Source organism: Pseudomonas sp. GNP014 (assembly GCF_054344005.1).
In genome coordinates, this window is record NZ_JBTGUS010000001.1 from 3,344,538 (window position 1) to 3,368,151 (window position 23,614).

Consider the following 23,614-nt stretch of genomic DNA (forward strand, 5'->3'; position numbering starts at 1 on the left):
TGCATGAATGCCGCAGACGCACAGAAACTCGCCCGCCGCTTTATCGAACTGCCCCAGGACAAACGCCGTTTGTTTCTCGCCGGCATGGCCCGCGAAGGCATCGACTTTGCGCAGCTTCCCATGACCCACTGTGAGGGCATTGCCGAGCGTGACGGCCTGTCCTACGCCCAGCAGCGGATGTGGTTTCTCTGGCAACTGGACCCGCACAGTGCCGCCTACAACCTGCCGATGGCCGTGCGCCTGACGGGCGAGTTGCAAGCGCAGGCGCTGGAGCAGGCCTTCAGTCTGTTGGCGGCGCGGCATGAATGCCTGCGCACCACGTTCGGTCAGGAAGGTGAGCGTGCTTTTCAGCGAGTCGCCGAGCCCGAGGCGCTGACACTGAGCCTTACCGATTTGACTGCGGTGCCTGCAAACCAGCGCTGGACGCTGGCGCAACAACACATGATGGCCGAAGCCACCCAGGCGTTCGATCTGGAACACGGCCCGCTGCTGAGCCTGCGCCTGCTGCGTCTGGCCGAGCAGGAACACGTGTTGCTGTTGACCTTGCATCACATCATTGCCGATGGCTGGTCGATGAACATTCTTATCGACGAGTTCATGCGCACCTACGACGCGCTGGTGGCGGGGCGCGAACCGTCGCTGCCGGCACTGACCGTGCACTACCGCGATTACGCCCTGTGGCAGCGCAGCTGGCTGGAGGCGGGTGAGCGTGAGCGGCAACTGGAGTACTGGCGCGCGCAACTGGGCGACGAACATCCGGTGCTGGAATTGCCCACTGACCGTGCTTATCCGGCGCAATCGAGTCATCAGGGGGCACGCCTGGAAACGGTGATCGATGCCGCGCTGCGCCAGGAATTGAAAAGCCTTGCCCAGCGTCAGGGCGTGACCCTGTTCGTGGTGTTGCTGGCCGCGTTCAAGACCTTGTTGCATCGCTACAGCGGCCAGACCGACATTCGCGTCGGCGGCCTGATTGCCAACCGTACCCGCAGTGAAACCGAAGGGCTGATCGGCTTCTTCGTCAACACGCAGATCCTGCGCAGCGAAGTCACCGCGCAAACCCGTTTCGCCGAGCTGTTGCAAAGCCTGCGTGAAGCCGCCCTCGGTGCCCAGGTCCATCAGGAGTTGCCGTTCGACGCCTTGATCGAAGCCCTGCAACCGGCGCGCAGCCAAAGCCACAACCCCCTGTTCCAGGTGATGTTCAACCACCAGCCGCTGGTGACCGACTTGCAGCACGTGCAGCTGGAGTCGGGTTTGCAGGTCGGCTATCTGACTGAAGAACAACTGGCCGGCAGCGGTCGGCAACATGCCGCCACCAGCGACCTGATGCTCGACACCCGCGAGGAGGGCGAGCAGCTGTTCGCCGCCTTCACCTACGCCACCGATATTTTCGATGCCGCGACCATCGCCGCGATGGCCGGACACTGGCGCAATATTCTGCTGTCCGTCTGCCGCGACCCGCAGCAATTGATCGGCGACGTCGCGCTGCTGGCGCAGGTCGAGCGCGCACAGCTGATTCAGGCCACGGCGAGCGAACCCGCTTTCGCCAGCGTGCAGACCCTGTTCGAGGCGCAAGTGGCGCGCACGCCGCAGGCAGCGGCGGTACTCCTCGCCACGGCGCCGTCACCGTCACTCACCTACAGCGAACTCAATGCGCGCAGCAATCGCCTGGCGCATCAGTTGCGTGCGCGTGGTGTCGGGCCGGACGTGCTGGTCGGCGTGGCGTTGGGGCGTTCGCTGGAACTGGCGGTGGCCTTGCTGGCCGTGCTCAAGGCCGGCGGCGCCTATGTGCCGCTGGACCCGCAAACCCCGGCCGAACGCCTGCGCCATGTGCTGGATGACAGCGGCCTGAAACTGCTGCTGAGCGATCACGAAAACCTCGCCAGCCTGCCGGATCTGGGGGGCGTCGATTGCCTGTGCCTGGAGCAACTGGGCGACAGTGACCACGCCGACAATCTGTCGGTGACGGTTGATGCGCAGCATCTCGCCTATGTGATCTACACCTCCGGCTCAACCGGGCGACCGAAAGGTGTTGCGGTCAGTCACGGTGCGTTGAGCGAGTTCATCGCTCGCGCCATCGACTACAGCGACTTGCGCGAAGGTGACCGCGTCCTGCAATTTGCCACCAGCAGCTTCGATGGCTTCGTCGAGCAATTCTTCCCGCCGCTGTGTCATGGCGCCGCTGTGGTGTTGCGTGATGCGCCGTTGTGGGACAGCGCGACGTTGCGTCAGGTGATTGTCGATCACGGCATCACCCTGGCCGACCTGCCGGCCGCCTACTGGTACTGGCTGGTGCAGGAATACGCGGCGCAGCCGCCGGCCGGTTTCGGCGCACTGCGGCAGATTCACGTCGGTGGCGAAGCGATGGCGGTGGACGGTTTGCGCCTGTGGCAACGGGCCGGTTTGGGCCATGTGCGCTTGCTCAATACCTACGGACCGACCGAAGCCACAGTCGTCTCGACTATTCATGACTGCACGGCGCTGACGGCGGATGCCGTGTCTTGGCGTGGCATTCCGATCGGCCACGGTCTGGAGGCCCGTCGGCTGTACGTGCTCGATGATGACTTGAACCTGTTGCCGCAAGGCGCGGTGGGTGAGTTGTACATCGGTGGCCCGGGCCTGGCCCGTGGTTATCACCGTCAGCCGATGCTCAGTGCCGAGCGCTTTATCGCAGACCCGTTTGCTGATGGCCAGCGCCTGTATCGCACCGGTGACCGCGCCCGACTGCGCGCTGACGGTGCGCTGGAATATGTCGGCCGGGTCGACCATCAAGTGAAGATCCGTGGCTTCCGCATCGAGCTGGGCGAAATCGAATCACGCCTGCAACAGTGCGCGGGCGTCCGTGAAGCCGTGGTGCTGGCGGTGCCGCTCAGCGGCGGTCAGCAACTGGTGGCCTACGTGGTTGGCGAGCAGGCCGTGCTGGCGGGCGCCGCCAGCCAATCGGCATTCCGTCAGCAGATCCGCACCGCGCTGCAAAGCCATCTGCCGGATTACATGGTGCCGGGGCACTTGCTGCTGTTGCCGAACCTGCCACTGACGCCGAGCGGCAAGCTCGACCGCAAAGCCTTGCCGGCGCCGGATGCCAGCCAGTTGCAGGGCGACTATCGCGCGCCACAAACGGAGACCGAGCAGTGTCTGGCGCGGATCTGGGCCGAGGTCCTGCAGGTGCCGCGGGTCGGTCTGGATGATCACTTTTTTGAACTCGGTGGCCATTCGCTGCTGGCCGCGCAGGTGATTGCGCGCATCAAGACTCAATTGGGCGTGGTGTTACCGCTGCGCAGCCTGTTCGAAAAACCGTTACTGACCGATCTGGCGGCGCTGCTGGCACAACAGGCCGGCGGTGCAACGGACGACGACTGGTCCGACATGGATCAGTTCATGAATGCTTTGGAAGGAGAGGAAGTATGAGCGGCACCATGGCGGAACGCATCGCGAAAAGGTTCGTCGGTTTGCCGCTGGAACAGCGTCGACAGTTTCTGGCCAGACTGCGTGAGGAAGGCAAGGACTTCAGCCTGTTGCCGCTGCCGGTCAGCCGGCACGAGGTCACGCCGATTCCGTTGTCGTTCGCCCAGCAACGCCTGCTGTTTCTCTGGCAGCTCGAACCGCAGAGCGCCGCGTACAACATGGCCGCCGGCCTGCGTCTGAACGGGCGCCTGGACGAAGCGGCGCTGCAACGTTCCTTCGATCATCTGGTCATGCGCCATGAAGTGTTGCGCACGGTGTTCCATACCGAAGGCGATCAACCGTATCAGGTGATTCTCGATCAGCAACCCATTGCGCTGGAGCGCATCGACCTCACCGGTTTGCCGGTGTCGGAGCGCGAGGCGGCCCTGGCGCAACAGGTACAAACCGTCACGGCGCGGCCGTTCGATTTGCGCCACGGGCCGTTGCTGCGCGCCAGCCTGTTTGCAATAGCCGATGAACAATTCGTGCTGGTGGTGAGCATGCACCACATCGTCTCCGACGGCTGGTCGATGGACGTGATGGTCAAGGAATTCGTCCAGTGCTATCAGGCCTTCAGCCTGGCGCGCGAGCCACAATTGCCCGCTCTGCCGCTGCAATACGCCGACTATGCGATCTGGCAGCGACGCTGGCTGGAAGCCGGCGAGGGCGAGCGGCAACTCGAGTACTGGCGCCAGCAACTCGGTGAAGAACAGCCGCTGCTGGAAGTGGCGCCAGACTACGCCCGGCCCCTGACGCAAAGTTTTGCAGGGCAGACCCTGAGTTTCGATTTTGGCGCGCAGTTGTCCCTGCAACTCAACGCCTTTGCCCGCAGCCAGGGCATCAGTCTGTTCATGCTGGTGCTGGCGGGGTTCTCGCTGTTCCTCTCGCGCCACGCGGGGCAGCGCGACATCCGTGTTGGCGTGCCGAATGCCAACCGTGGCCGCGCCGAAGTCGAAGGGCTGATCGGTTTCTTCGTCAACACCCAGGTGCTGCGTTGCGAAGTGGATGAGCGCGGCAGCTTCGCCGACTTGCTGGCGCGGGTGCGCGAAGCGGCGTTCGGTGCCCAGGCGCATCAGGAGTTGCCGTTCGAGCAACTGGTGGACGAACTGGTCGCCGAGCGCACCCTCGGTCACAACCCGCTGTTCCAGGCCAAGTTCAACCAGAACGTCGGCATGCAGAAGCAACGCTCGATGACGCTACCGGGGCTGAGCGTGGCGGAATACCCGCTGGACAAGGACGGCACCCACTTCGATCTGGCGCTGGACATCACCGATGACGGCACCTTGATTCACGGGCAGATGACCTATGCCAGCGACCTCTATCGTCCAGAGACTGTCGCCGGTTTTGTGCCGGCCTTGCTCGGCCTGTTCAGTGAGTTGCTGAAAGCGCCGCAAGCGCCGTTGCACAGCGTTGCCCCGTTGGCGCCAGCGGTGCTTGCTGCACCCGGCGAACCGGCGCTGTCGGTGTTGCACCTGTGGGATCGACAAGTCGCGCAGCAGCCCGAGGCACTGGCTGCGCGTGACCTGCATCAGAGCATGAGTTTTCAGGCGCTGGATCAGGCGGCCAATCGTCTGGCCCATCATCTGCTGGCGCAGGGGCTGAACATCGGCGAGCCGGTGGCGGTGTTGATGGAGCGTTCGCTGGACTGGCTGACCTGCGTGCTGGCGATCTTCAAGGCCGGCGCGGTGTACATGCCGCTCGACGTCAAGGCGCCGAACGCACGGCTGCAGCAGATGCTCGGCAGTGCCGGGGCGCGGCTGCTGCTGTGCGCTGAAGGGGATGCGCGGGTGTCCGCACTGGCGGTGGATGGATGTCAGGGGCTCGCTTATGCACCCACGCAATGGCTGGCGATGGCGGACGTCAGCCCGGCCGTGAGCCTGTTCGCGCAGTCACCGGCCTATGTGATTCACACCTCCGGTTCCACCGGGCAACCCAAGGGTGTGCTGGTCAGCCACGGGGCGCTGGGCAGTTACGTGCGCGGTGTGCTGGAACGCCTGGCACCGACGCCGGACAGCAGCATGGCGCTGGTCTCGACCATCGCCGCCGACCTGGGCTTTACCGTGCTGTTCGGCGCGTTGTGTTCCGGGCGCCTGTTGCACGTGTTGCCGGAAGAACTGGGTTTTGACCCGGACCGGTTTGCCGAATACATGGCCACTCACCGCGTGGGCATGCTGAAAATCGTCCCGGGGCATCTGGCCGCTCTGTTACAAGCTGCCCGGGCCGCCGATGTGTTGCCGCAGCACGCGTTGATCGTCGGCGGCGAAGCCTGCTCGCCAGCTCTGGTGGAGCGCGTGCGTCAGCTCAAACCGGGCTGCCGCGTGATCAACCACTACGGGCCGAGTGAAACCACGGTCGGTGTGTTGACCCACGAAGTTGGCGAACTGGCGGCCGATGCGCGCTGTGTTCCGGTCGGCATGGCGCTGACGGGCGCGCAGGTTTACGTGCTCGACGATGTGCTCAACAGCGTCGCTGATCAGGTGGCCGGCGAGTTGTACATCGGTGGTGACAGCGTGGCGCTGGGCTATCTGAACCAGCCCGGATTGACCGCCGAACGCTTCCTGCCCGATCCGTTCGGCGCGCCGGGTTCGCGGGTGTACCGCAGCGGCGACCGCGTGCGGCGTAACCGTCAACAGGCCATGGAATTCATCGGCCGCGCCGACGATCAGGTCAAGGTGCGCGGTTATCGCGTGGAACCGGCGGAAGTCGCGCGGGTGCTGCTCGGCCTCGAGGGCGTCAGTGAGGCCGCGGTGTTGGCGTTGGCTCTGGATGATGACCCGGCGCGGCTGCAACTGGTGGCGTGGTGTGTGCCGGTGGCGGGTGTGAGCCTGCAGGCGCAGGGGCTGCGCGAGCAATTGCAGGCGTGCCTGCCGGAGTACATGGTGCCGGCGCAGATTGTGCTGCTGGCGCAACTGCCGCTGACCGCCAACGGCAAACTCGACAAGCGCGCCTTGCCGGTGCCGGGGCTGGTCACGCAGCAGTTCGTCGCGCCGGTGGGTGAGATCGAGGAAAAGCTGGCGGCGATCTGGGCCGAGGTGCTCAAGCTGGAGCGCGTGGGCAGCAGCGACAACTTCTTCGAACTGGGTGGTGATTCGATCCTCAGTCTGCAAATCATTGCCCGGGCCAAACGCCAGGGTATCAAGCTGAGCCCCAAGCAACTGTTCGAAAAACAGACCATTGGCCAATTGGCCGCGGTGGCCAGACTGATTGAAGCGAAACCCGCTACGACTGCGGCGCCGGCAGCGCGCGGGCCATTGCCGTTGTTGCCGATTCAGGCGCGGTTCTTCGAGATGGAGATTGCCCGGCGTCAGCACTGGAACCAGTCGGTGATGTTGCAGCCGACCACGCCGCTCGACGCCACGCATCTGCGCACAGCACTGGCGGCACTGGTCGAACAGCACGATGGGTTGGCGCTGAATTTCCAGCTGTCGGGCGATACGTGGCAGGCATTACCGCAGAGCCAGCGCGATCCTGAATTGCTATGGGTGCGCGAGCTGGACAGTCTGGCGTCGTTGCCAGCACTCGCCGACGAAGCCCAGCGCAGCCTGGATCTGCAACTGGGGCGCTTGCTGCGCGCGGTCCTGGTGAACCTGCCAAACGCTGAACAACGTCTGTTGCTGGTCATCCATCACCTGGTGGTGGACGGCGTGTCGTGGCGCATTCTGCTGGAAGATCTGCAGCACGCTTACGCCGCGTTGGCGGCGGGCACGCCGCTGACCTTGCCGGGTAAAAGCAGCTCGCTGCACAGCTGGGCCGAGCGTCTGCACCGTTACGGGCAGAGCGAGGCGTTGGCCGCTGAAGGTGCCTGGTGGCGCCAGACCCTGGAGGCGGGCGACGCAACGCTGCCGCGAGATTTCCCGCAAGAGCACCAGACGCGTGCGCAAGCGGCCCGGGCCAGCTCGCGCCTGAGTCAGGCACTGACCCACAAGCTGCTGAAAGTGGCGCCGGCGGCGTATCGCACGCAGATCAACGACCTGCTGCTGACCGCACTGGCGCGGGTATTGTGCGACTGGAGCGAACATCCTTCGGTATTGGTGCAGCTTGAAGGACACGGTCGCGAAGACCTGTTCGACGATGTTGATTTGAGCCGCACGGTCGGCTGGTTCAGCAGCCTGTTCCCGGTGCGCCTGACACCTGAGGCGACGCCAGGTGCGTCTCTGTGCGCAATCAAGGAACAACTGCGTGCGGTGCCGGGCAAAGGCATCGGATATGGCGTGCTGCGTTACCTGAGCCGTTGCGCCGAGTTGCAGGCATTGCCTCAGCCGCGTGTGACCTTCAACTATCTTGGCCAGTTCGACGGCGCGTTCAACACCGAAGAAGGCGCATTGTTCGTGCCGAGTGGTGAAAGCACCGGCGCCAATCAGGACGCGGCGGCACCGTTGGGTAACTGGCTGAGCGTTGACGGTCAGGTCTACGGCGGTGAGCTGGAATTGACCTGGACCTTCGGCACCGGCATGTATCGCGCAGAAACCATTGAGGCGCTGGCCGAGGCCTATCGTCGCGAGCTGGAACGTTTGATCGAACATTGCTGCGACAGTGGCGAGGCCGCTGTCACGCCGTCGGACTTCAGCCTGGCAACGCTGACTCAGGCACAACTGTCGGCGCTGCCGATCCCGGCCCGCGACATCGTCGATCTGTATCCGTTGTCGCCGATGCAGCAGGGCATTCTGTTCCACAGCGTCAACGATCCGGACAGTCCGGCGTACACCAACCAATTGCGCGTCGATGTGCAGCATCTCGACGCCGAGCGCTTCCGTCAGGCCTGGCAGCACACCGTTGATGCCCATGAAATCCTGCGTACGGCTTTTGTCTGGCCACAGGATGCCGCCGCTGCGGTGCAAGTGGTGCGTCAAACTGCGCAGATGCCATGGAGCACACAGGACTGGCGCGGTCGTGCTGACCTTGGCACAGCGCTGGATCAACTGGCCGGCGACGACCTCGCCAGCGGGTTCGACCTGACCGGGGCGCCGCTGTTGCGGGTGACGCTGGTGCGCACGGACGAGGCCACGCATCACCTGATCTACACCTGCCATCACATTCTCATGGACGGCTGGAGCACTTCGCAGTTGTTCGGCGAAGTGTTGCAACGCTACGCCGGTATGACCCCGGCCGTGTCACAGGGACGCTATCGCGATTACATCGAATGGCTCGGCCAGCGCGATCAGCAGGCCAGTCGCGAATTCTGGACGGCGGCACTGGCCGATCTCGACGAGCCGACACGGCTGGCCAGTGCCGTGGCGGGCGGGCAAGCGCTTGCCGCAGGTTATGCCGATCACGAGCACGTCTTCAGCGAGGCGTTGACGGCGGACCTCAACCGTTTCGCCCGCGAGCAGAAAGTCACCCTCAACACCCTGGTGCAAGCGGCGTGGCTGGTGCTGTTGCAGCGCTACACCGGGCAGGACAACGTCGCCTTCGGCGCCACGGTGGCCGGACGTCCGACCGACTTGCCGGGCGTCGAACAACAGATTGGTCTGTTCATCAACACCTTGCCGGTGGTGGCGGCGCCGTCCGCAGAGATCGTCGTCAGCCAGTGGCTGCAACAGGTGCAGGGCCTCAATCTGGCGCTGCGCGAGCATGAGCACACCCCGCTTTACGACATTCAGCGTTGGGCCGGTGCGGGTAACGGGGCGCTGTTCGACAGCATCCTGGTGTTCGAAAACTACCCGATGGCCGAAGCCCTGCAACAGGGCCCGGCTACCGGTTTGACGTTCTCGGCGATCCGTCGTCAGGAACAGACCAACTACCCGTTGACGCTGGTGGCGGTCACCGGGCGTGAGCTGAGTCTGGGCATCAGTTACGACCGGGCCGGTTTCGCTGCGACGACGATCAACGCGTTGAGCGCGCAACTGGAAAGCCTGCTGACGCAGTTCCTCGCCGATGCCACCCAGCCGCTGGGTGCGCTGCACCTGTTGGCAGCGCCGCAACGCGAAGCAGCGATCGAGTGGGGCAAGGCCGCCGCCACGGCGCCAGATGCGCGCACGGTGCTGGAACACATTGCCGCGCAGGTGCAGCGCCAGCCACACGCGCAGGCTGTGGTGTTTGCCGAGCAACACATCGACTACCAGAGCCTCGATACCCGGGCCAATCGACTGGCGCACAAGCTGCAAGCGTTGGGCGTGGGGCCGGAAGTTCGCGTGGGCGTGTGCATGCGTCGTACACCGGACATGCTCGTCGGCCTGTTGGCAATCCTCAAGGCCGGTGGTGCCTATGTACCGCTCGACCCGGATTACCCGCAGCAGCGTTTGCTGCACATGCTCGACGACAGCCGCGCCGCCGTGCTGCTTACCGAGCCGGCCGCACTGGCGCTGCTGCCTGAAACCTTGAGCGCGCAGGTGCTGTTGGTGGAAGAGGGCGCACTGGATGCGCTCCCGGATACCGCACCGCTGGCGAATGTCACCGCGCAGAATCTGGCGTACGTCATCTACACCTCCGGCTCCACCGGCAAACCGAAAGGCGTGGCCATTACCCACGGCAACCTGTCGGCGTTGATTCAGTGGTCGGCCGGGGTCTATCGCGAAGAGCAGCTGCGTGGCGTGCTGGCGTCGACGTCGATCTGCTTCGACCTGTCGGTCTGGGAAATCTTCGTCACCCTGGCCTGCGGGGGTTGCCTGGTGCTGGCGGACAACGCGCTGGCGCTGGCCGAGCTGCCGGCTCGCGAACAGGTCACGCTGATCAACACCGTGCCGTCGGCGATTGCCGCGCTGCAACGGGCCGGGCAGATTCCGCGGTCGGTGGCGACCATCAATCTGGCGGGCGAACCGCTCAAGCAAAGTCTGGTGGACAGTTTGTACGCGAGCACGTCGGTGCAACAGGTCTATGACCTCTACGGGCCTTCGGAAGACACCACCTATTCGACCTTCACCCTGCGCACGCCGCACGGGCAGGCGAACATCGGCCGGCCGCTGCAAAACACCGTGGCCTATCTGCTCGACACTCAACTGCAAGTACTGCCGGAAGGTGTGCCGGCCGAGCTGTACCTGGGCGGTGCCGGGGTGACCCGTGGCTACCTGATGCGCGCCGCGCTGACCGCCGAACGCTTTGTGCCGAACCCGTATGCCAGCAACGGCGAACGGCTGTACCGCACCGGCGATCTGGTGCGCCAGGGCAGTGACGACAACATCGAGTACATCGGCCGCGCCGACCATCAGGTGAAAATTCGCGGCTTCCGTATCGAACTCAGCGAAATCGAAGCGCGCTTGCTGGAGCAGAACGAAGTTCGTGAGGCCGTGGTGCTCGCCCAGGACGGTGCTGCCGGTAAACACCTGCATGCCTACGTCGTCGCGGCGCAGCCGGTGGCCGGGCAACCGGCCTTGGCCGAACGCCTGCGCAGCGCACTCGCCGCGTGCTTGCCGGCGCACATGGTGCCGGGGCACTTGCACCTGATCGACGCCATCCCGCTGACCCCCAACGGCAAGCTCGATCGCAAGGCGCTGATGGCGCTGGGTGACAGCCCGACACAGCAGCACTATCAGGCGCCGCAGAGCGATCTGCAGTGGGATGTGGCGGCGGTCTGGCAGGAGGTGTTGGAGGTCGAGCGCGTGGGCCTCGCGGACAACTTCTTCCAGCTCGGCGGGCACTCGTTGCTGGCCACACTGGTGGTCACCCGGATCAAGGAACGTCTGGGCGACAAGGTGCCGCTCAAGGAACTGTTCGAAACCGACACCCTCAAGGCGTTCTGTGCGCGGATCGAGGCCTTGCGCGTCGAAATGTCGCCCGTTCAGGATGAATTGGCTAAATCCCTGGAGGCCCTCAAACGTCTATCCCTCGATGATCTGGAAAAACTGATTTCTTGAGAGGGAAAAACGCGTGCAAGAGTTAATCGAGTCGGTAGGACAACTTTCGGCTAAGCAAAGAAAGGCTCTGGCGGTTCTGCTCAAGCAGAAAGGCGTCAACCTCTTTGACATTGCCCCGGTTTTCAAGCGCACGGCTGAAGAGCCGTTGCTGCTGTCCTACGCTCAGCAGCGCCAGTGGTTCCTCTGGCAGTGGGCGCCGCACAGCGCCGCCTACAACATTCCGACGGCCCTGCGTTTGCAGGGCCCGCTGGATGTCAGCGCGCTGGAGCGCAGCGTCCAGGCGCTGATCGAACGACACGAAACCTTGCGCACGGTGTTCACTCAGGAAACCGGGCAACCGTTGCAAGTGGTCCTGCCGGCAGGACCCTTTGCACTGGAGATCCATCAGCCGGGCGCTGAGCTGGCCAACGACCGGGATGCCTCGATCCAGGCGTTCGTGCAGACCCAGAGCCAGCAAACCTTCGACCTGGAGCACGGCCCGCTGTTGCGCGCAGCCTTGCTGCAAGTCACCCCGAATGAACATGTGCTGGTACTGACCCTGCACCACATCGTCTCCGATGGCTGGTCGCTGCAAGTGATGATCGAGGAACTGGTGCAGCTCTATGCCGGTTTCAACCTCGGTCACGACGCCGGCCTGCCGGCCTTGCCGATTCAATATGCCGACTACGCCCTGTGGCAACGGCAGTGGATGGAAGCCGGTGAGCAGGCGCGGCAACTGGCCTACTGGCAAGACAAGCTCGGCGGCGAGCAACCGGTGCTGGAACTGCCGATGGATCGTCCGCGCTCGATCGAGCAAAGCTTTGCCGGCGCCAGCCACAACCTGATTCTCGACCCGGCGCTGAGCAACGCGCTCAAAGCCTTCGCCCGACAAGAGAACGTCACCCTGTTCGTGGTCTTGCTGGCTTCGTTCCAGGCCTTGTTGCACCGTTACAGCGGTCAGGCCGACATCCGGGTCGGCGTGCCGAATGCCAACCGAGGCCGGGTCGAGATCGAGCGGCTGATCGGCTTCTTCGTCAACACTCAGGTGCTCAAGGCCGACATTGACGGGCAGATGCCCTTTGTCGAATTGCTGCGTCAGGTCAAACAGACCGCGCAGGAAGCGCAGGCCCATCAGGACTTGCCGTTCGAGCAATTGGTCGAAGCGCTGGAGCCGGGCCGCAGCCTCAGTCACAGCCCGTTGTTCCAGGTGATGTTCAACCACCAGGCCGAACGCCGCGCCAGCGTCGAAACCCGCCTCAACGGCTTGAACATCGAGCCGCTGGAATGGCAGAGCCAGACCGCGCAGTTCGACCTGACCCTGAACACCACCGAACAGGCGCACGGCATCGAAGCGGTGCTCAAGTACGCCACCGATCTGTTCGACGCGGCGACCATCGAGCGTCTGGCGCAACACTGGACTGCGCTGTTGCAGGCCATTGTCGCCGAACCGAACCAGCGCATTGGCCAGCTACCGATGCTCGATGCCGGCCAGCAGCAACAGTTGCTCACGCAGTGGAACCCGGTGCGGGTCGAGCAAACGGCCGAACAGTGCATCCATCAAGCCATCGAAGCGCAGGCCGAGCGTCATCCTGACGCGATCGCCGTGACCTTCGCCGGGCAATGCCTGACCTACGCCGAACTCAATCGCCGCGCCAACCAGTGGGCGCATGCGTTGCTCGCCCGTGGCGTCGGCCCGGACGTGCGCGTGGGGGTCGCCGTCGAGCGTTCGCTGGACATGATCGTGGCCATCCTCGCGGTGTTGAAGGCCGGTGGCGCGTATGTGCCGCTCGACCCGGGCTATCCCGACGACCGTCTGACCTACATGATCGAAGACAGCGGCATCGAGTTGCTGCTGACCCAGGGTCACCTGCTGGCGCAATTGCCGGTGCCGCCGGGCCTGGCGTGCCTCGATCTGCATCAAGCGCCAGCCCCTGGCAACGACGTCAACCCGCAGTGCCTGACCACGCCGGACAATCTGGCCTACGTGATTTACACCTCCGGCTCCACCGGCAAACCGAAGGGCGCGTTGCTGCCGCACAGCAACGTCATGCGCTTGTTCAGCGCCACCGAACAGTGGTTCGATTTTGGTCCGCAGGACAGCTGGACGCTGTTCCATTCCTACGCCTTCGACTTCTCGGTGTGGGAGATTTTCGGTGCGCTGCTTTACGGCGGCAAACTGGTGGTGGTGCCCCACGATGTCAGCCGTTCCCCGGAGGATTTCTACACCCTGCTGTGCGATGAAAACGTCACCGTGCTGAACCAGACACCGTCGGCGTTCAAGCCATTGATGCAGGTGGCCAGCGAGTCGCCGCGCAACAACGCCTTGCGCTACGTGGTGTTCGGCGGCGAGGCCCTGGAAGTGCAGAGCCTGCGCCCGTGGTTCGAACGCTTCGGCGACCGCGCGCCAACGCTGATCAACATGTACGGCATCACCGAAACCACCGTGCACGTGACCTATCGGCCGTTGTCGCTGGCCGACTTGCAGCAGAACCACAGCAGCCCCATCGGCGAGCCGATTGTCGACCTGTCGTGGTACTTGCTCGACAACGCGCTGAACCTGGTGCCGCAAGGCTGCATCGGTGAGTTGTACATCGCCGGTGCCGGTCTGGCCCGGGGTTACCTGAATCAGGCCGGCATGACCGCGACGCGATTCGTTCCCGATCCATTCAATCCGCAGGCGGGCGAGCGTCTCTATCGCACGGGCGACCTGGCGCGTCTGCGCGGTGACGGTGTGATCGAATACATCGGCCGTATCGACCATCAAGTGAAAATCCGTGGCTTCCGTATCGAACTGGGGGAAATCGAAGCGCAATTGCTCCTACACCCCGACGTGCGCGAAGCGGTGGTGCTCGCGGTCGATGGCCTCAGCGGCCAGCAACTGGCGACCTGGATCGTCGCCAACGAAGTGCTGGACGCTGAAGGCCAGGCTGCGCTGCGCGATTCGATCAAGGCGCATCTGCGTGAATCCCTGCCGGATTACATGGTGCCGGTCAGTTGGGCGTTCCTTGAGCGCCTGCCGCTGACCGCTAACGGCAAGCTGGATCGCAAGCAACTGCCGCAGCCAGACGTTGCTCAGGTGCAGGAAGCCTACGCGGCACCACGCAACGAACTGGAACAGCGTCTGGTCGAGATCTGGCAGGACGTGTTGAAGGTCGATCGGGTTGGTCTCAACGACAACTTCTTCGAGCTCGGTGGTGATTCGATCATTTCCATTCAGGTGGTCAGCCGCGCCCGTCAGGCGGGTATTCGCTTCACCCCCAAAGACATCTTCCAGCACCAGACCGTGCAGCGTCTGGCCACCGTCGCGCAACAGAGCGACGCGGTGCAGATGCAGCAGGGCGATGTGCTCGGTGAGGCGCTGCTGACACCGATCCAGCATTACTTTTTCAACAGTGACATCCCGGCGCGGCATCACTGGAACCAGTCGATCCTGCTGACCCCGGCCCACGCGCTGCAAGCGGCAGCGCTGGAGCAGGCGTTGCAGCATCTGCAGCGGCACCATGACGCTTTGCGTCTGCGTTATCTCCAGGCAGGCAATGGCTGGCAGCAAACGCATGCGCCGGCGGAACAGGCGCACGCCTTGCTGCGCACCTTTGTGCTGGACGACAGTGCGGCATTGCCGGCGCTGTGCCTGGACTTGCAACGCAGCCTCGATCTGCACGACGGCCCGCTGATGCGCGCAGCGCTGGTCGAGTTGCCGGACGCCAGTCAGCGCCTGCTGCTGGTGATCCATCACCTGGTGGTCGATGGCGTGTCGTGGCGGATCCTGCTGGAAGATCTGCAAAGTGCCTATCAACAGCTGAGCCGCGGACAAGCCGTGAGCCTGCCGGCCAAGACCAGTGCGTTCAAGGCGTGGGGCCAGCGTCTGCAGGAGCATGCCCGCAGTGGCGAACTGGAAAGCGAGCTGGATTACTGGCGTGGCCAGTTGCGCGACGTATCGGTCGAACTGCCGCTGGATAATCCGCAGGGCCAGTTGAGCAACCGGTTCGAGCGCAGCGTCGATACGCGTCTGGACGCCGAACGCACCCGTCAGCTGTTGCAGCAGGCGCCGGCGGTTTACCGCACCCAGGTCAACGATCTGCTGCTCACCGCGCTGGCCCGGGTGTTGTGTCAGTGGACGAACACTGACAGCGCGCTGGTCCAGCTCGAAGGTCACGGTCGTGAAGACCTGTTCGACGACGTTGACCTGAGCCGCACGGTCGGCTGGTTCACCAGCATGTTCCCGGTACGTCTGATGCCCGGCGCCAGTCTCGAAGCGTCGATCAAAGGCATCAAGGAGCAACTGCGCGCGATCCCGAACAAAGGCCTCGGCTACGGCTTGCTGCGGCATCTGGGCAGCGCCGAGGCGCAAGCTGCACTGAGCGATCTGGCGCAACCGAAGGTGACGTTCAACTACCTCGGCCAGTTCGACAACAACTTCGACGCCGGCGCCCTGTGGGTGCCGGCCACTGAAGACAAGGGCGCCGGCCAGGACGAAAACGCGCCGATGGCCAACTGGCTGACCATCGACGGCCGGGTCTATCAGGGCCAGTTGAGTCTGACCTGGACCTACAGCGGCGATGTTTTCGAAGAGGCGACCATCAATGCCTTGGCCCGCGCCTATGAAGTGGCGCTGGGCGAGTTGATCGACCATTGCCTGAGCCATCCGAGCGGTGCCTTGACGCCGTCCGATGTGCCGTTGGCCGGGTTGTCCCAGGCGCACCTGGACAGCTTGCCGATCGCCGCCCAGCGCATCGAGGACATCTATCCGCTGGCGCCGATGCAGCAGGGCATTCTGTTCCACAGCCTGTACGACGCCGATGCCAGCGCCTATGTCTATCAAATGCTGCTGGACATCGACGGCCTCGACGTGGCGCGCTTCCAGCAGGCGTGGCAACGCGTGGTGGATCGTCATGAAGTGCTGCGCGCCGGTTTTATTTGGGGCCGCGATGGCCTTGATGCGCCGCTGCAAGTGATCAATCGCCAGTTGACCCTGGAAATGCCGGAAGTCGATGTGCGCGGGGTGGCGGATCTGCCCGCCGTGCTCGAAGCGCGGGCGCAGGCCGACCGCGAACGCGGCTTCGATCTGCAGAATCCGCCGTTGCTGCGTCTGTGCCTGTTGCGCACGGCGGATGATCGCCATCGGCTGATTTTTACCTGCCACCACATTCTCATGGATGGCTGGAGCAACTCGCGGATGTTCGGCGAGGTGTTGCAGGATTACGCTGGCCACCCGGTGCCGGGCGCGCAGGGCCGTTACCGCGACTTCCTGGTCTGGCTGCAAGGTCAGGACAAAGCCGCCGCCCAGGATTTCTGGCGCGGACAACTGGCCGCTTTGCACGAGCCGACGCGACTGGCTTCGGCCTGCCACGGGGCGACGGTGCCGGGCCCCGGCAAACAGATGCATCGCCTGCATTTCGATGCAGCGTTCACCCAGCGCCTGAATGCCTTCTCCCGTCAGCAACAAGTGACCCTGAACAGTCTGGTGCAAGCTGCGTGGCTGCTGGTGTTGCAGCGTTACACCGGGCAGGCCACGGTGGCCTTCGGCGCGACCGTGTCGGGGCGGCCGGTGGATTTGCCAGGCATCGAGCAGCAATTGGGGCTGTTCATCAACACCTTGCCGGTGATCGCCAGCCCGCAGGCGACGGTCAGCGTCGGCGACTGGGTGCGCAGCGTGCAGGACAAGAACCTGCTGCTGCGGGACTACGAGCAGACCCCGTTGCAAGACATTCAGCGCCTGGCCGAACTGAGCGGCGAAGCACTGTTCGACACCTTGCTGGTGTTCGAGAACTATCCGGTGTCCGAAGCACTGGAAGCCAATCCGGGCGGGCTGCGTTTCGCCGGTCTGGAACACCGCGAGCAAACCAACTACGGCCTGACCCTGATCGCCGGGGCCAGTGACGTGCTGAATCTGGACTTCAACTACCTCACCGAACACTTCGCCGAGCGCAGCGTGCTGGGCCTGGCTGCGCATCTGCAGGAAGTGCTGCGCCAGTTCCTTGAGGCGCCGCAGCGGTGCCTGGGTGAGATTGGCCTGTTGCCGCTGGCCGAGCGTCAGACCCTGGCGCAGTGGAACGACCACCACGCGGCCTATCCGGCTGAACGCCTGATTGCGCAGAGCTTCGAAGCGCGGGTCGCAGCGCATCCGCAAGCGCAGGCCCTGAGTCATGCTGGCGTCGCCCTGAGCTATGCCGAACTCAACCGACGGGCCAACCAGTTGGCCCGTCATCTGCTGGCGCTTGGGGTCGGCCCGGAAATCCGCGTGGGCGTGGCGATGCCGCGTTCGGCGGAACTGGTGATCGCGTTGATGGCGGTGCTCAAGGCTGGTGGCACCTATGTGCCGCTGGATCCGGACTACCCGGCCGACCGCGTGGCCTACATGCTCGACGACAGTCAGGCAAAAGTCTTGCTGACGCAGCAGTCGCTGCTGGCGCAATTGCCGCAGACCGATGCCGAAGTGGTGCTGGTCGAGGCGGGCGGACAGGCGTTTGCCGCGCAGCCTGCGGACAATCTGCCGGCGCAGGGCGATTCGGCGAATCTGGCCTACGTGATCTACACCTCCGGCTCCACCGGCAAACCGAAAGGCGTGGCCATTGCCCATCGCAACGTGCAGGCGCTGATTCACTGGTCCGCCGAGGTCTACAGCGAAGAAGACCTGCAAGGCGTGCTGGCCTCGACGTCGGTGTGCTTCGACCTGTCGGTGTGGGAGATTTTCGTCACCCTCGCGCGCGGCGGTTCGCTCGTCATGGCGCGCAACGCCCTGGAGCTGCCGGACTTGCCGGAGCGCGATCAGGTGCGCCTGATCAACACCGTGCCGTCGGCCATCGCTGCGCTGCAACGCATCGGGCAGATTCCCCAAGGCGTGCGCATCATCAACCTCGCTGGCGAGCCGTTGAAGCAGAGCCTGGTCGATACCCTCTACCGTGAAACGTCGGTGGCTCACGTCTACGACCTGTATGGGCCATCGGAAGACACCACCTATTCGACCTGGACCCGCCGCGAACCCGGTGGTCAGGCGAATATCGGCCGGCCGCTGGTCAACACCACGGCGTATATGCTCGACGGCCAGTTGCAGGAGGCGCCGATTGGTGTGGCGGCCGAGCTGTATCTGGCCGGGGATGGCATCACCCGTGGTTACCTGTTCCGTCCGGGCCTGACCGCCGAACGCTTCGTGCCCAACCCGCTGTCGAACACCGGCGAACGCATGTACCGCACCGGCGACCTGACCCGCTTCGGCGATGACGGCCGCATCGAATACGTCGGGCGTATCGACCATCAGGTCAAGGTGCGCGGTTTCCGCATCGAGCTGGGTGAAATCGAAGCGCGTCTGCTGGCGCAGGACAGCGTGCGCGAAGGCGTGGTGCTGGCGGTGGATGGCCAGAGCGGTCAGCAACTGGTGGCGTATGTGGTGCCGAACGACAGCAGCCTGAGCCTTGAGGAGCAGGACGCGCTGAGCGAAACGCTACAGACTGCGCTGAAGACGCAACTGCCGGATTACATGGTGCCGGCGCAGTGGCTGTTTCTCGAACAGTTGCCGCTGACCCCCAACGGCAAACTCGATCGCAAGGCCCTGCCGGCACCGGATGCCAGTCAGTCGCAGCGCGACTACGTGGCGCCGTCGACGCCGCTGGAGCAACAACTGGCCGAGGTCTGGCAGGACATTCTGAAGATTGAGCGCGTCGGCGTGACCGACAACTTCTTCGCCCTGGGCGGCGACTCGATCATCTCGATTCAACTGGTCAGCCGTGCGCGTCAGCAGGGCATTCGTTTCACCCCCAAAGACCTGTTCCAGCAGCAGACCGTGCAGAAACTCGCCGCTGTGGTTACGCTCGATTCGTCGACCGACGAGGCGCCGGCGGATTATCCGCTGGCTCAACTGGATCAGGCGCAACTCGATGCGCTGCCGGTGCCGGCGGACATGATCGAAGACGTTTACCCGCTGTCGCCGATGCAGGAAGGCATGCTCTTCCACACGCTGTCGGATAACGGCAGCAGCCTTTACGTGCAACAGGTCAGCCTGCCGATCACGGGCCTGGACGTGGAGCGCTTCCGCCAGGCGTGGGAGTTCGTCATCGTCCGTCAGGCGATTCTGCGCACCAGTTTCCATTGGCAGGATGGCCTGAGCAAACCGTTGCAGGTGGTGCATCGTCATGCGCCGTTGCAGATGCAGGTGCTCGACTGGCGTGAGCGCGAAACCAGTGAAGCCCTCATCGCTGAATTCGCCAGCGATGACCGCGCCCTCGGCTTCGATCTGGCCGACGCTCGTTTGCAACGTGTGACCCTGTTGCGCCTGAGCGACGATCAGTACCAGATGATCTGGACCAGCCACCACATTCTGATGGACGGCTGGAGCAGTTCGCGGCTGTTCGGCGAAGTCCTGCAGTATTACGCCAAGGGCGAAATCATCGGCGAGAACGGTCGTTACCGCGACTTCATCGCCTGGCTGCAGGCGCAGGATCAGGACGCTCAGGAGCTGTTCTGGAAGGCGCGTCTGGCGGAGGTCAACGAGCCGACGGCGCTTAGCCAGGCGATGCATCCGCGCCACAGCGCCGATGTCGCTGGCCACGATGCGATCTACTCCAACTGGGACAAAACGCAAACCGCGGATCTGTTGCAGTTCTGCCGCGACCTGCGCATCACCCCCAACACCTTGATTCAAGGTGCATGGTTGCTTCTGTTGCAGCGTTACACCGGACAGCAGACGGTGACTTTTGGCGCCACGGTGTCGGGCCGTCCGGAAGGTCTGGCGAATGTCGGCAACATGCTCGGCCTGTTCATCAACACCTTGCCGATCATTCAAACGCCGCGCGCGGATCAGCGCCTGGCCGACTGGCTCGGCGAAGTGCAGGCCTACAACCTCGACATTCGTGATTATTCCCAGGCGCCACTGGCCGATGTGCAGCGCTGGTCCAACCTCGGTGGGCAGGCGCTGTTCGACAGCATCGTGGTGTTCGAAAACTTCCCGATCGACGATCGCTTGCAGGAAGAAAACGACACCGACCTGACCTTCGGCAAATCCATCGGCCACGGCGTGACCAACGTGCCGATGGACCTGGCGGTGATGCTCGGCGACGAGTTGTCGATCGAATACCTGTACCTGCGCAGCCACTTCAGCGCCGAGGCGGTGGTCGGTATTCGCCAGACCATGGAAAACACCCTCGCCGCGATGCTGGCGGCGCCGTACGAACGCCTCGGCAATCTGCAGCGTCTGAGCAGCGAACAATGGCAAGCCGCGCAGGCCTGGAGCGCCGAACCGGTGCACAGTCATCAAGCGGCGCTGTTGCCGGAACTGATCAGCCGCCACGCGCAACAACAGCCACAGGCTATTGCTCTGCAATGTGCGGGGATGAGCCTGAGCTACGCCGAACTCGAACTGCGTGCCAACCGTCTGGCGCATTGCCTGATCGAACACGGCGCGGGGCCGGAGGTAGTGATCGGCGTGGCCTTGCCGCGGTCGTTGGAGATGGTCGTGAGCTTCCTCGCCGTGCTCAAGAGCGGTGCCGCCTACGTGCCGCTGGACATTGAGTATCCGCCGGAGCGTCTGGCGTACATGATCGAAGATTCGGGCATGGCGCTGTTGCTGACCCAAAGCAGCCTGCGTGCCACGTTGCCGGCGCCCCAAGGCCTGCTGCGCCTGGAAGTCGATCACCTCGACGAAAGCCGCTATGCCGACTATGCCCCTGACTGCCGCGTTCACGAGCAAAGCCTGGCGTATCTGGTCTACACCTCCGGTTCGACCGGGCGACCAAAAGGCGTCGCGGTGACGCAAGGTCCGCTGAGCATGCACTGTCAGGCGATTGCCGAGCTGTACGAAATGGACGCCCGCAGTTGCGAGCTGCACTTTATGTCGTTCGCCTTCGACGGTGCCCATGAACGCTGGCTGAGCACCCTGTACAGCGGCGGTCGTCTGGTGATTCGCGACGGTTGCCTGTGGACGCCAGAGCAGACTTATCAGGCGCTGCACGAGTACGGCATCACCATTGCCTGCTTCCCGCCGGCCTACCTCAAACAACTGGCCGAATACGCGGCGGCCAGCGGCATCGCGCCGCCACCGGTGCGCATCTATTGCTTCGGCGGTGACGCGGTGCCGGATCAGACCTTTGAACAGGTCAAGGCAGCGCTGCGTCCCGAGTCCTTCACCAACGGCTATGGCCCGACCGAAACCGTGGTCACGCCAATGCTCTGGAAAGTCCCGGTCAGCCAGCACTGCGAAGCGGCCTATGCGCCGATCGGCCGTGCCGTGGGCGCGCGTTCGCTGTACGTGCTGGACGAGGATCTGAACCCGTTGCCGCCAGGCCTTGCCGGTGAGTTGTACATCGGTGGTTATGGCGTGGCCCGGGGTTACCACGGGCGTCCCGAGCTGACGGGCGAGCGTTTCGTGCCGAACCCGTTCGCGGCGGGCGAGCGCCTGTATCGCAGCGGCGATCTGGTGCGTTTGCGTGGCGACGGGGTAGTCGATTACATCGGCCGCATCGACCACCAGGTCAAGGTGCGCGGCTTCCGTATCGAACTCGGCGAAGTCGAGGCCCGCCTGCGCCAATTGCCTGGGGTCAGCGATGCGCTGGTGATTGCTCGCGACAATGCGTCGGGCAAGCAACTGATCGGTTACGTGGTCACCGCGAGCGGCGAGGACATCGGCGATGAACTCAAGGCGGGCCTGCGCACCTCGTTGCCGGAATACATGGTGCCGGCGCAGATCGTCTGCCTCGAGGCTTTCCCGGTGACGCCGAACGGCAAACTCGATCGCAAGGCGCTGCCGGAACCCGAGTTCAAAACCGAAGAATACGTCGCCCCGCGCAACGAGCAGGAAAGCCTGCTCGCGGACATCTGGGCGCAGGTGCTGCAGGTCGAACAAGTGGGCATCAGCGACAACTTCTTCGAACTGGGCGGCGACTCGATCCTGAGCCTGCAAGTGATTTCCCGGGTGCGCAACCACCCGACGCTGAACATGGACCTCAAGCTGCGCGACCTGATGCGTTATCAGACCATCGCCGGCATCGTCGAGCAGGACGTGGCGAAGGAGGGCACCGCACCACCGCAGGCGGACGTCACGCACGTGGCCGCCGAGGGTTTGTTCAATCTCTTGCCGATTCAGGAGTGGTTTTTTGCCGAAGGCATGGCCGAAGCGCATCACTACAACCAGTCATTGCTGTTGAGCGCGCGTCAGCCGCTGGACCTCGATGCACTGGAGCAGGCACTGGGCTGGATCGAGCAACATCACGACTCGCTGCGTCTGCGTTTCTCCCACGAAGGCGGGCGCTGGTTGCAGCGCTACTGCGACCTCAGTGAACAGGGTGAAGCGTTGCTCTGGCGCCGCGAGGCGGACAACAGCGAGCAGGTCGAAGCCTTGGCCAACCTTGCCCAGCGCAGCTTGAAACTCGACGACGGACCGGTCTGGCGGGTGATGCACGTTGCCTTGCCGGATGGCCAGGCGCGCCTGCTGGTGGTGATTCACCACTTGGTGGTCGATACCGTGTCGTGGCGGATTCTGCTCGACGATTTGAAAGTGGCGTACGAGGCGTGCGTGCAGGGGTTGCAGCCGAAATTGCCGATTCGCACCAGCAGTTACCGATCGTTTGCCGAGGCCTTGCAGGCGCAGGCGCCGGTGATTGCCGAGCAGGAACTGGGGTATTGGCTGGAGCAACTGGATCAGCCGGGCGTCGACTTGCCGTGCGACAACCCGCGCGGCAAAAACCTCGTGCGTCAGCAGGCGCAGGCACGGCTCAAACTGTCCCGCGAACACACCGAACAACTGCTCAAACAGGCCCCGGCGGTGTACGGCACGCAGATCAACGACTTGCTGTTGTCGGCGCTCAGCCGTGCGCTGTGCCGCTGGAGCCAGCAGCCGTCGGCACTGATTCTGCTCGAAGGGCATGGTCGCGAAGACCTGTTCGAGTCCATCGACCTGAGCCGCAGCCTCGGCTGGTTCACCAGCATGTTCCCGGTGCGCTTGCGTCCGGACAGCGACGACATCGGCCAGTCGATCGTCAATGTGCAGGCACAGTTGGCAGCGGTGCCGCAGAAAGGCATCGGCTATGGCGTGCTGCGGCATCTGGCCGGCGCCGAGGTGTCGCGGCAATTGGCCGAGCTGCCGCAAGCGCGGGTCACCTTCAACTACCTGGGGCAGTTCGACCAGAGCTTCGACGAGCAAGCCCTGCTGGTGCCGGCGCTGGAAGAAACCGGTGACAACTACAGCCTCAAGGCCAATCTGGGCAACTGGCTGGAAATTGTCGGCCAGGTCTATGACGGTCAGTTGGCCATGCGCTGCATCTACAGCAGCCAGCGTTATCGCGCCGGCACCCTGGATGCCTTGATGAGCGATTACCAGCGTGAGCTGGAGGCGTTGGTCGAACACTGCATGGTACGTGTGGGCTGATCGTCGAACGGTGAGTCATTTCCAAGGGGCGTTGCCAGGGCGCGCCCCT

Annotated in this window: 3 protein-coding genes; all 3 read left to right on the forward strand. The window is 63.9% G+C overall.

Annotation, left to right across the window (positions count from 1 at the left end):
* Positions 1–3 precede the first annotated feature (3 nt).
* The 3 genes from ACXX9E_RS15070 to ACXX9E_RS15080 are packed head-to-tail and all read left to right on the forward strand — an operon-like array spanning position 4 to position 23,565.
* Entirely contained in the window at positions 4–3,405 is a 3,402-nt protein-coding gene (locus tag ACXX9E_RS15070; protein ID WP_458555624.1) for a non-ribosomal peptide synthetase, read from the forward strand.
* Entirely contained in the window at positions 3,402–11,231 is a 7,830-nt protein-coding gene (locus tag ACXX9E_RS15075; protein WP_458555625.1) for a non-ribosomal peptide synthetase, read from the forward strand. The genes ACXX9E_RS15070 and ACXX9E_RS15075 overlap by 4 nt, the downstream gene beginning before the upstream one ends.
* 13 nt (positions 11,232–11,244) lie before the next feature.
* Positions 11,245–23,565, forward strand: a complete 12,321-nt coding sequence (locus ACXX9E_RS15080; protein ID WP_458555626.1) for a non-ribosomal peptide synthase/polyketide synthase — start codon at positions 11,245–11,247, stop codon at positions 23,563–23,565.
* Positions 23,566–23,614: the final 49 nt, after the last annotated feature.

Excerpts from the sequence above, each read along its gene's own strand:
- ACXX9E_RS15070 (WP_458555624.1), top strand. The coding sequence starts at position 4 with ATGAATGCCGCAGACGCACAGAAACTCGCCCGCCGCTTTATCGAACTG.
- ACXX9E_RS15075 (WP_458555625.1), top strand. The coding sequence starts at position 3,402 with ATGAGCGGCACCATGGCGGAACGCATCGCGAAAAGGTTCGTCGGTTTG.